At 32.8% G+C, this 12,342-nt stretch carries 9 protein-coding genes; all 9 read left to right on the top strand.

All coding sequences use genetic code 11. The features are described from left to right. The first annotated feature begins 401 nt into the window (after window positions 1-401). The 9 genes from ACE3RB_RS18895 to ACE3RB_RS18935 all read left to right on the top strand — a co-directional run bounded on the left by ACE3RB_RS18895 (window position 402) and on the right by ACE3RB_RS18935 (window position 12,158). Window positions 402-3,371 (top strand): DEAD/DEAH box helicase family protein, encoded by a 2,970-nt coding sequence (locus tag ACE3RB_RS18895; protein WP_374465639.1) that lies wholly within the window; start codon window positions 402-404, stop codon window positions 3,369-3,371. Between the two features lie 89 nt (window positions 3,372-3,460). After that, complete coding sequence (locus ACE3RB_RS18900; protein ID WP_374465640.1) at window positions 3,461-4,408, top strand: hypothetical protein; 948 nt, start codon at window positions 3,461-3,463, stop codon at window positions 4,406-4,408. Window positions 4,409-4,503: 95 nt separating this feature from the next. Further along, the gene (locus tag ACE3RB_RS18905; protein WP_374465641.1) at window positions 4,504-4,815 is read left to right on the top strand and encodes a helix-turn-helix transcriptional regulator; all 312 of its coding nucleotides are present in this window, start codon (window positions 4,504-4,506) and stop codon (window positions 4,813-4,815) included. Continuing rightward, window positions 4,815-6,380: a primase-helicase family protein gene (locus ACE3RB_RS18910; RefSeq protein ID WP_374465642.1), complete on the top strand. Its 1,566-nt coding sequence runs from the start codon at window positions 4,815-4,817 to the stop codon at window positions 6,378-6,380. The genes ACE3RB_RS18905 and ACE3RB_RS18910 overlap by 1 nt, the downstream gene beginning before the upstream one ends. An 18-nt stretch (window positions 6,381-6,398) precedes the next feature. Then, the gene (locus tag ACE3RB_RS18915) at window positions 6,399-6,899 is read left to right on the top strand and encodes a ribonuclease H-like domain-containing protein (protein ID WP_374465643.1); all 501 of its coding nucleotides are present in this window, start codon (window positions 6,399-6,401) and stop codon (window positions 6,897-6,899) included. A gap of 1 nt (window position 6,900) precedes the next feature. Then, window positions 6,901-8,178, top strand: coding sequence for a DNA polymerase (locus tag ACE3RB_RS18920; protein WP_374465644.1), 1,278 nt, complete (start codon window positions 6,901-6,903; stop codon window positions 8,176-8,178). A gap of 30 nt (window positions 8,179-8,208) precedes the next feature. Further along, window positions 8,209-9,210 (top strand): hypothetical protein, encoded by a 1,002-nt coding sequence (locus ACE3RB_RS18925; RefSeq protein ID WP_374465645.1) that lies wholly within the window; start codon window positions 8,209-8,211, stop codon window positions 9,208-9,210. Between the two features lie 137 nt (window positions 9,211-9,347). Continuing rightward, entirely contained in the window at window positions 9,348-10,595 is a 1,248-nt protein-coding gene (locus ACE3RB_RS18930; protein ID WP_374465646.1) for a site-specific integrase, read from the top strand. A gap of 924 nt (window positions 10,596-11,519) precedes the next feature. Beyond that, window positions 11,520-12,158 (top strand): hypothetical protein, encoded by a 639-nt coding sequence (locus ACE3RB_RS18935; protein WP_374465647.1) that lies wholly within the window; start codon window positions 11,520-11,522, stop codon window positions 12,156-12,158. Window positions 12,159-12,342 lie beyond the last annotated feature (184 nt).

The following is a 12,342-nucleotide window of genomic DNA, read 5'->3' on the forward strand; positions in this document are numbered from 1 at the left end:
GAGCAATGGATTGAAAATCCATGTGTCCCTGGTTCGATTCCTGGAGAAACCACAACAAACAGTTGTAAAGCCCCTATTTTAGGGGCTTTTTTATTTTAAAAATCACGACTGCTCAATTATATGCTCAAACTTTCTCGGAAACTCCCTCCTGTATTGACTTTGTTTGAATCTACTTACTTCTGAAAATAAAAATTAAAATGATCTTGTGATTATAAAATCAGAGAAGTTATTTTACTATTTTGTATCTGTACTCCCTTTGCCTAAAGAGATTGAGAAAATTTCCATTTTCGTCAATCTCCAATATCCCATCCTATTCCGCCAAATATTTTTATCTTAGTCTTTCCAAAAGTCTTATTATATTTTTAACCATCGAAAAACATAACAATGATTGAAAGTTAAAAATGAAAAATGATAATCATTCTCCATCGATTCACCTTTTTCGTTCTCTTTTTAGAGGACGTGATGACGTATTTGCTATACGATGGGAAAAAGGAAGTAAAAATGGTTATATGCCCGCTTACACTTATGATCCTTATCATTACCGTACTCATAAAATGAATGGTGGAACTTTTCAAAGCTATTCCAATAAGTCTTATTTATCTATTTCCGATATGGAGATTCAGAAACATTTGGATGGGATTCAGCAGATTGGTACTTATCCTCTATTAAAAGATAATACTTCTTGGTTTTTAGTAGCTGATTTTGATAAAAAGGATTGGAAACAGGAAGCAACTGATTTTATAAAAGTTTGTAAAGAGAAGAATATTTACACTTATCTGGAACGATCTCGTTCAGGAAATGGAGGACATGTTTGGATCTTCTTTGAAAAGCCATATCCTGCAATAAGAAGTAGGAAGATCTTTATTTCTATACTTGAGAAAATAGGATCTTTTTCCATATTCGATAGAAATTCCAGCTTTGATCGCCTCTTTCCTAATCAGGATTTTTTATCGGGTAAAGGCTTAGGAAATCTCATAGCGCTACCATTATATAAAGAAGCATTTGACAAAGGAAATAGTTGTTTTATTGATTCTGAAACCTTTGAGCCAATTTCCAATCAATGGCTATTTTTAAAAAGTATCAAAAGAAATTCTATCGAAAGACTTGATGAACTTTATAAAGAATTTTCTACTTTATCGGATTCTCATATTTTAAAATCAGTTGGGGATAGCTTAATTATAACTTTAGATAGTAAACTAAGGATCAATAGAACAGGTTTGACCACTCCTTTGATTAATTTTATTAAAGAAGAGCTAAATTTTGCTAACTCTGAATTTTTCATTAAAAAGAAATCAGGGAAAAATACTTTTGGAACAGAACGGTACTTTAATTTGATTGAAGAAACTGAAAATGAAATTATAATTCCAAAAGGTTTTATTGGCAAATTCATCCGCTTTTGCAGAGAATCTAAGATTGATTTTGAATTTATTGATAAACGAGTACAAAAGCAGCGTATCAATTTCGTTTTCACAACTCAACTACGAAATCATCAACAAAAAGTGATTTCGGATACATCTAAAAAAGATTTTGGAGTTATTGTTGCGCCACCCGCTTCAGGGAAAACGGTTATCGCATTAAAAATTATCGCCGAAAAACAACAGCCTACATTAATAATTGTCCATCGTAAACAATTATTAGAACAGTGGTTAGAAAGAATAGAAGCATTTTTAGGAATTCCTAAACAAGAGATTGGAATTATTGGGCAAGGAAAAACTAAAATAGGAAAACAAATTACTGTTGCAACCATTCAAAGTATTCCTAAACAAATAGAGGCTCTTCAGAATTATTTTGGAATGATTATCGTTGATGAATGCCATCATATTCCAGCGGAAACTTTCAGAAAAACGATTGGAAGTTTTAATTCATTTTGTTTGTATGGATTAACAGCAACTCCTTTTCGAAAGTATAATGACGATAAATTAATTTTCGCTTATCTTGGAGATGTTATTGCAAATGTTCTACCTATTGAAATTGAAGATTATAAACACGCACAAATTATTATCAGAAATACTAATTTCGATGTTCCCTTTAATTCAAAAACAGATAATTTTGAAACTTTGTCGAGAATTTTAATTCACGATTCCTCGAGGAATAAACTGATTTTAAACGATGTGAAAACAGAGCTTAATCAAGGAAAAAAGGTTGTGATTATTACCGAAAGAAAGGAACATATTGATACATTATATCTCTTCTTGAAGCCATTATATGAAACAGTAACATTGAGCGGTGATGATACAGAAAATAATAGACAATATAAGTGGAATATTTTAAAGGACGGTGCTTTTCAGGTATTAATTACTACTGGGCAATATTTTGGAGAAGGAACTGACTTAAAAAATATAAATTGTTTATTTTTGGTATATCCTTTCTCATTTAAGGGAAAAGCTATACAGTATATTGGAAGAGTACAGCGTTCAGAAATTAATCCTATTATTTATGATTATCGAGATATAAAAATTGAGTATCTCAATAAGTTGTTTTTGAAACGCAATGCTTACTATAGAAAAATAAATAAACAAACCACCTTATTTAATGAGCCAAAAGAAGAAATTATCTCTTCAAATTCAGTTATCAGTATAGAGAAGAAAATAAAAATACCCGTTGAAAGTTTAGATTTTCATTATGGAAGTACTACTTTTAATTATTTTGTCGAAGAAATAAATGCAGATATTGAATTTAATATTGAGAATTTGGAAATTTTACCCGAATTTGAGGTTTTAAAACCATATTTTATCAAAACTCTAAAATCCAAAACAATTTCAATTGAATTGTTTGCCGAATTTGAGAACGGTAAACTGGTTTCACAACTTGCAACTTCTGAGGATATAGAAAGGATTAACAAAGAACTTATTGAAGGGGTGAAATTTCAATTTCTAAATAAAAGTCTAATTGAAAAGCCTTTATTTAAAGGAAAAAATGTATTGACCGCTGACGAACTCCAAAACAATCAGAGTATTTATCCTAATGCTGAAAGTATTTTACAAAATATTTTGAACAGTAAAAATTATAAACATTCGCTTCAAATACAATATTTGGCAGATAAACATGAAAGTAGTGTGATGAAGATACGTTTTGTACTAAGCCCTTTTTCTTTTGTATTTTTAATTGCAGGAAAGCACTACTATCATATAGTATTAGAAACATTAGACACTGAAGAAGCTTCTTATATCTGGCACGTAGTAAAAAGCAAAGAAGCATTAGTGAAAACAGTAGATAAAATTGACTCTCAGTTAAATATTATAAAAGAACATGGCAGACAGGTATTTTTAGAAACTAATCCTGAACATTTCAGCAGAATAATTCATAACTATTCTGAGGATAAAAAAGGCTTTGTAATGTGGAAAAATAATTTAGATGAGTTAACCATATAAAATAACGAAAGTATTGTTTCACGATCTCCAATATTCCCTCCAATTCCACCAAATATTTTTATCTTAGTTCTTCCAAAAGTCCTCCTACTATGTCTAAACACGATATAACTCAAATACCAATTAAATCCGCTGTTAAGATTTTCACATTTTTAGATCAGTTTTTAGAAGAGGAAAATCTTGATCCGAAGTATTTTGAGGATTGCATGAAAAACTTCACCTCTGAGGAACAATATTTTATTTTTGTATATGCTTCCAAATATTTTGATTACAAAGAAGGGAATTTTATACATAAATGGGCGGAAAATATAGTGTACTCTTATGGTTTTGATGAAGTGAAAGATTATTTATCTATGATTCTTACCAATGCGGAAAAACTGCTTAAAAAGGTAAATACTGAATCCACCAGATTTAAAGAAATTGACTATTTGAATGCTGCTGCAACAAAAACTAAAGAATCAGATTTTATAACACATTTAGCTACCAGCCAACCTCTGAAGCAAAAGATAACTTTGAAATTAAAGAAAGGAGAAAATATTAATGATTTTAAAGTCCACAGCAGAATACCCTTATATATAGATAAAACAGTACGGTTGTCCTTTAGAAATGATATGCATAATATTCTGAAAGGTATATTGGATTATGAGCTGATTGATAAGCTGTTTTATAATGCATTTGAATTCCCTGCAAACATTTACGAGCTACAATTCTTACACTTGAATGTGGGGCGTAAATCCGATCTTGAATCTTGTGTGAATATATTATATAAGACATATAAAGATAAAATATTACAGCATCGTACTTATGATTCGTATATAACAAAATACAATAAAAAAGTCGACACTACTCCCAAAAGAACTGGCTACTATTCCTATCTCAATCCAAAAAAGATCGCCCCGCCTAAAATTCTTCGGTATCACTTTATGATAGCACTTTATAATGCGTTTCCTTATATTAGGGAATCTGTCAGTGAATCAATAGAAAAAGATTCCACAAAAACTATTGAAAGCTGTCTTACACAAAAAATCAAAAATCTCTGAAAATGCGTAAAATTTTCGTACACTTTCTAAGAAATTACGCATTCTTCCTTTAGGTCGACAATCCCGTTACTTTTGCTCCTATAAATGCGAAAGTAATGAAGGACAAAGACGCACTAACTTATCATTTTTCAAAATTCGTTTCCGAGTTGGAAAGCCGTATAGCTCAAAGAGTACTATCTGAACTGACGGCACATTCCAGCTTGTTTGGAGGTGCACAGCCAAGCGAGGAAAGACTTTTGAAAGCCGATGAACTGTGCGAACTGCTCCACATTTCTACCTCGCATTTATATAATCTTAGAAAAAAATTCCCTGACTTCCCGATTCAATACTTCGGAAGATCACCGAGGTATAAGCTATCGGAAGTTGAGGAATTTATCAAAGTTCAACCTTTAAAAAAGAAAAAGTAATGCGTAAGGTAAAAATGCCAGCAGGGATTATCCTTATTCCTTGGTACGTCGTTAACGGAAAGTATGTTAGAATAAAAACAATTGATTTTCTGAACTTTCTGGTCTTCCTAAATATAATGGTCGCTAAAATAGGCAAGGAAAGAGAATATGTGCTTATTGAAAACAATATTGTCAGAATTATTGAAGTATCAGACATTGTACAGATGTTGCTCCGATGGCTGGATGAAAATTTTGTAAAATTCGAAGAAGAAGTTCCTATAGATGATGTAAAGGAGGCTTTTATTGATAAATCGAGTATGTTATTTGATAAAACAACTCTTTTCTTCCTGAAAGAAATTGAGTTTAAGCAAAAGTTTGATCCGAAAGACGAAAGTTACTTTTATTTTCTCAATACGGCTGTAAAAGTTGATAAAGGTGGGATTCTCCTTATCAAATACACCGATTTGCAATGGCTGATAATGGAGGAACAGGTTGTAAAACGTGATTTTTTCCTACCGAAGAAACCGCTTGATAAGCTTACTATTCCATATCAGATTTTTATCTGGAATATCGCAGGACAAGACGAAGTAAGATACAAAGCTTTTATGTCCGTGATCGGTTATCTGCTTCATAGATATCAGGATGCAGCTAACGCTAAAGCTATTAATCTGCTTGATGAAACCGAAGAAACTGATCTTGCAGAGGGCGGACGAGGAAAATCACTGTTTGTAAAAGCTATCGGGTTTATGGTTACTGTCTGTGCATTATCGGGTAAAGATTTTACAGCAAGCAACATTTTTGCTTTTCAGAGAATCAATCGATATACAGCAGTTCTATTAATAGATGATGCAGGAAATAATCTGAGATTTGAAGTTTTTTATAATCGTATTACCGATGGCTTTACAGTTAATGTGAAATACAAGCAGGAATACTACATTCCTTTCGAAGAATCCCCTAAAGTTGTGATTACCAGTAACCATATCTTGAAAGCTCTCGCTGGGAACAGTACAGACAGGAGAAGATATGAAATAGAGTTGAGTTCACATTATGGGAAAGACCTAACAGTTTATGAGGATTTCGGACATTATTTCTTTACAGACTGGAATCAGAGACAATGGGACGAATTTACTTTGTATATGCTAAGTTGTGTTCAGCTGTATTTAACAGAAGGATTAATAGAAGCTCCATCTATCCATCTGAATGAGCGGAGACTCATTTCTGAACTTGGAATTGAATTCTTGGATTTCATGGAAGAAGAACTCAATGGAAAAACTAAACTTCATAAAAAAGAATTGTTCAGCAAGTTTTCGAAAGGAGGTTATGTGAATCTAAGGTATCTTCCGAATCAAAGAACATTCACTACAAAGGTTAAGAAATATCTTGAATACAAGCAGATTCCATACAGAGAGATTCCTCTGAATACCAAAATGTACTTTGAAATTCTGACTGAAAAGGACTTAAAGCCAATGATTACCATTGATAGCGTTGATACTGATTACAAGACGGTTGATACCGCTAATAAAATGACACGACTGGTTAATCAGTTACAGAAATTTTTCAGTACTGATAATACCACTAAAAATTAATTATTAAAACGTAACAATATGAATAAAAGAAAGATCCTCGTCATAGACTTGGAGACTACGGGATTAGACCCATTTACAGACCGTATAGTGAGTGTTGCTATAACTGTTGAAAAAGGAAAGGGATTTAACATTGTTCTCCCTTTTTATAAGAACAAAGCTAAGGTTAAAGAATTTTTACAGCCAATTTTACCAATACTTGTAGATGAGACCATTATCAAAGTCTTTCATAATGCCAAGTTTGACTTAAAATTCTTTCATCAGTATGATATTGAAATCAAAGGTGAAATTATTGACACAATGATTTTAGATTATCTCTTGGATCCCAACCGTAAAACCCACGGACTAAAGGAAATTTCAGAACGACATCTGCAATACCACCAAATTTCCTTTGAGGAAATGACAAAAGGCAGGGATATTACCGAAGTTCCCAAGGAAGAACTTACCAAATATGCCTGTGAAGATGCAGACCTAACGCTGCAATTATATCATTATTTAATTCAACAACTAAATCAAAACTAAAATGAAAATAACAATTAATCAGTTAGAACACGATTTGATACGTGTTCTCGTTAAAACCGAACTTAATGGTGTTAAAATAGACACGAAGAAATTAGAACGTGTAGAGCATCGGCTGTTGAACCGACTACAGACGACCACCGATAAAATAACAGAAATCGCAGGAACAGAAATCAATCTTAACAGCAATGAACAGCTGAATACTCTGCTTTTTGAGACGTTGGAAATTCAACCGAAAGTTACTTCCAAAGGTAAATCGGGATTGATTTCTGTTGATAAATCACACTTGGAGAAACTTAAAGACGATCACGAAATTGTACCACTCATCTTGGATTACAGGAAAATTAACACCTTGTTAAGCTTCTGTAATCAGTTGAAAGAAATTCACCCAAAAACAGGACGACTACATTGTAACCTGAACCAAATCGGAACAGCAACAGGGCGTTTCAGTTGTAGTAATCCGAATTTACAGAATATCCCAAACGTCAAGCTAAAGGATAGAGAAAATGAAACCAATGAAATTAAAATCCTTACATCGGAACTACGGGAAGTTATTATTGCTGAAAAAGACAATGTGCTGATTGGTGCTGATTATTCACAGATTGAACTTAGGATGATGACGGAAATGAGCCAGGACAGTTTTTTACTTGATGCATATAATAAAGGTATAGATATTCACATATTGACGGCTTCTAAAGTGTTCAACTGCAAGGTTTCAGAAGTAACGGAAGAGCAGAGAAAGATTGCGAAAACAATCAACTTTGGGTTGATCTATGGAATGTCAGCAGTAGGATTGGCAGAATCTCTCACAACAATTACAAAAAAACATCATTCTAAGGAAGATGCAGAGAAAATGATGTCAGATTATTTTGCCAAGTTCAGTGGTGTAAAATCCTGTTTGGAGGGATTGGTAGATCATGCCGACCAATACGGATATTCAAAAACCCTGTTCGGAAGAACCAGACCAATTCCTGAACTCTCTTCCAATGATCTTAAGATTCGTGAAAAAGGTAAACGCCTTGCGATGAATTCTCCTGTACAGGGAAGTGCGGCCGATATTATCAAAATGGCAATGGTAAACTGTGATAAAGTTATGACAGAGAAAGGTTTACAGTCCAAAATGATCCTTCAAATCCATGATGAACTGCTTTTTGAAGTTCCTGAAAATGAAGTGGAAATTATGGAAAAGCTGATAAAACATGAGATGGAAAACGTCGTAAAACTATCTATTCCGCTTACTATCGAACTCGGCAAAGGTGCTAATTGGGCAGAAGCCCACTAAATAAGAATTATTAACAATTAAATAAATATCATGTCAAAAGTAGAATTCATCGGCAGTACAGCCGAAAACAAAACAATCAATAATCACAAAAATTTAACAGAAATCAGACAATCAAAATCAATTAATTTCTACAACAATCAGGTAGATTTTATCGCATTAAGAATTTCAAAAGAAGATGCCACGGGTATCAAGATGGAAAATCTAAGAGAGCATCCTGTATTGAAAAATCAGTACACCATTGATAGCAAAGATGATGAGCATCTGAAAAATATTGCGTTGTATTTCAAAAAAGACGGAAGTGTCATTTTAAAATCCAGTATGCCGTATTTCCTGTACGGACACAACCATGTTAGATTCCACGAAGACAGAATCGCTGAATTTGCGGATCAAATAAAGGAGTTATTAAGAATAGATATTGAAAACGCCAAAGTCCTTGATTTTGAATATGGTGCATTCGAAAAAATGACCGTTGATACAAAAACTTATCTGAAAAATTTAATTGGGTTGAAAGATTGGGATTTGGAGTATAATAAAGGTAATATGAAAATGTTCGGAAATCCGAAATTAGGATTGCATTACAAAGTCTATGATGCTGTTGCAAACGCTAAAGTGAAAGGCACATTGATTAAGGGGTGTTTTCCTCACGAGGATGTTATAAAACACGAAATCAAGTTCAGCAATCCGAAGAAATATTTCGGAAGAGAGTTTTATTTTAAAGATCTGATGATGGACATAGAGAGTACATTTCAGGATCTTACAATCACCAAGCTCGACAGGTTGCTAAAACAATTCAGAAACAGTTTGATTGAAAAGACCGATTTCGAGTTTTTCCCGAAAAAACCAGATGTAGTTCACATTCTATACACTGTTCTTAAAAACAAAGAGCAACAAGAGAGCAGAACTTATGGAACCTCTGTATTAAAAGAAGTTTTTGATTTGATTGATGCTATGGAGTTATCACCATCGCAGAAAAGCAAGCGAAGAAAATCAATAAAGGAACTTGAGGAAACTTATGATCCTTTGCCTTTTTAATACAGAATAATAGTTTGTGAAAAACTTTCAGCCCCAAACCGTTGCCTTACGCATCAGGTTTGGGCTAAAGTTACCACAACAAAACTATGTGGTAAGAATTTCAAATTTATAATTAACAATCTAACAATTAAAGAATTATGGCAACAATCAAATTTGTACTCAGTAAATCACAGCATCAGAGAAAGATAAAAAGCAATCTTTCTATGCTCATGCTACGGTACAGCCACCAAAAGCAGGTAACCTATTTTTATACTTCGAGAAACCTCGAAGACCGCTATTGGGATGATAAAGGACAGCAGGTAAAGAGAAGCTACTCAGGATCAGACCGTTTTAATATCTTTCTTAATAAGTTCAGACAGAAAGTTGAAGACATTATTAATGAACTGATGATTAATGGTGAAAATCCCGAAACTGCTCGTGTAAAACTTCTCTATAATGAACAGAAAGAGGGGGTTGAGAAGAAAAGAGAATATACATTTTTTGAGTATTTTGAGAAATATCTCGAGGACAGAAAAAATAAAATTGAGCATAGTACAGCAAAAACATACAGAACTACGGTTAATAAACTGAGAGAGTATGAAAAATATGCTCGTGTTCATCTCAACTGGCACAACATTGATATGGACTTTTACGATGATTTCCTTGAATTCTACACTTCTATTGAGGGATTAACTAACAGCGGTTTCGGTAAAAATATCAAAAACATTAAATCTATTATGAACGATGCTATGGAAAATGGATTTAATACCTATAACGGACATAATCATAAGAATTTCATTGTTTTGAAAGAAGATGTTGATAATATTTATTTGACCGAAGAGGAAATAGAAAAACTGATCGCCTTGGATTTAAGCGGTGATAAGACGATGGAAAGAACCAGAGATTTGTTTGTATTTGGGTGCTACACAGGATTACGTTTCAGTGATTTTAGTCAGGTGAAGCCTGAACATATTATTGGGGATGTCCTTAGAATCAAAACAATTAAAACGGGGGAATGGGTTAACATCCCTATCCTACCTGCTGTCAGAGTGATAATGGATAAATACAAAGATAATCCTAATAATCTTCCAAAATCCTTATGTAATCAGACAATGAACAGGTATTTGAAAAAATTAGGAGAAAAAGCAGAGTTTAACGATAAAATTCTGAAAATCCGTAATAAAGGGAAAGATCGCGTTGAGGAGGTTTTGTATAAATATCAAATGATCTGTACTCATACGGCAAGACGTTCTTTTGCAACCAATATGTTCAAACGAGGGGTGCCATCAAGGGTAATTATGAATATCACAGGACACAGAACGGAAAAAGCGTTCAACAGTTACATCAAAATAACGCAGGATGAAAATGCAGAACTACTGAAAGAATATTTTACTAAATCAGCTTAAACTGCTGAAAACAACAATTTATAGCAATGCAACAAAATCTGTCTTTAGGACAGATTTTTCTTTTATAGCGACAAACATATTCTCAATAATTAAAGAAAATCCTTTGTAGTAAATATTTTCAAAGGCGTTCTACATAATCAATTACAAAAACTGATACAGAATCCCAATTGAAAATTTTTAAGTGGAGAACATCATTGAAAATTGTTCACAATATTTATCCGCTTTAATTTTTATTAATTCAAAGGAATAAACAAAAAATTGTTATTTTAATTTCAAAGAAAAACTAACAGTAAGTAGATGATAGAAAATAGAGAAAAGATTATAGATTTACAATCCTTCATTTATCCTCGCAAAATATGAGATTGAATATGATCCGGCATTTATTCAAAGGAGTAACTGTTAATAAATATGAATTCTTCTTTGAAAAAGAAAGCGAAGCGGTTTACCGCTTCCAGTCGGTTTTTGGTTATCTCTTTAATTAAGGTTTTTAATTGAAGTCTTTAATTATGTCTTTAAATATAAGTGCAAAATTGGTGATATTGAAGTGCATTTTTGGTGATAATGAAATGCAAATTTGGTGAGATAGAAGTGCAAAAATGGTTAGATTGAAATGCAAAATTAGGTGAATTGAAATGCACTTTTGGTGATAAAAAAGTACTGTTACTCCCTGAAAAATGTAGTCATGGTAGTAGTTTTCTTAGAAAGTGGTAGAGGACACCTCCTGATTTCAACAGAGTAATCCAGTAGTACGAAAGTATAAAGAGGACAAAAAGTAGTCGACTACTTTTCCGTAGTCCGTGGTAGAGTTAAAGGCAGGAAACATGAGGAGGAAAACTAAGGAGTAGTCCGAAAAAGTAGTAGCAGCAGTAGTAGTAGTAGTAGTAGTAGTAGTAGTAGTAGTAGTAAAAATTAGAAAACAGTACAGTGAGAAAAGATACCAAAAAAGATAATATTGAATTAACAGATCCTTTGATAGAAGGAGTTCCAACAAAATTAATAATAGAAATCCCTTTTGAAATCCTGATGAATTCGGAGTTATCACTGAACGAAAAATTATTTTTAGGACTGGATTTCTCGCTAAAAAATAAACTCGGATTCAACCAGGTAACCAGTAAAGATGTTGGAAAATTGTTCAACTTACACCCCAATATTGTTGGAGATTGCAGAAAAAGCCTTTTAGAAAAGGGGTATTTATTGAAAGAAGGAAGAAAATATTTTCTGACCGACTACTATAAAACTGTGGAAGAATCCGAAGAAAGTCAGGAAAACACTAAAAATAAAGACCGAAGAAATATCAAAATTCCCTTTGAGGTTTACTCTAATAGAGCCTTGAATAAAGGAGAAAAATTACTTTGGGGAGAATACAACTCAATCAGTAAAGGAGTAAAGGGGTATTTTGCATCGAGGGAATATACAGCAAACCGCCTGAATGTAAGTGTTGAAAGCGTCACCAATTGGACAAAATCCCTAAACGAAAAAGGACTGTTTAAAAAATATGAGATTGTAAGTGGATATTACACTCATCAAAGAAAGATCATTACCTGTCGTTTTGATCAAAAATAAATAGAAGTCCAAAACTGGTGCTTTGAGGTACATTTTTAATACAACACAGTTTTTAACAAGGTAGATAAACTTTAAATCACGTTTGGCATCAAATATCCAAAATAAAATTATAAACGATTTTTGAGCGGATGTAGGCTTCCCTTTTTTAGTACGATTTAAAATTAGACAATTTTTGATATTGTAC

The organism is Chryseobacterium sp. (genome assembly GCF_041914225.1).
Lineage (GTDB): Bacteria > Bacteroidota > Bacteroidia > Flavobacteriales > Weeksellaceae > Chryseobacterium.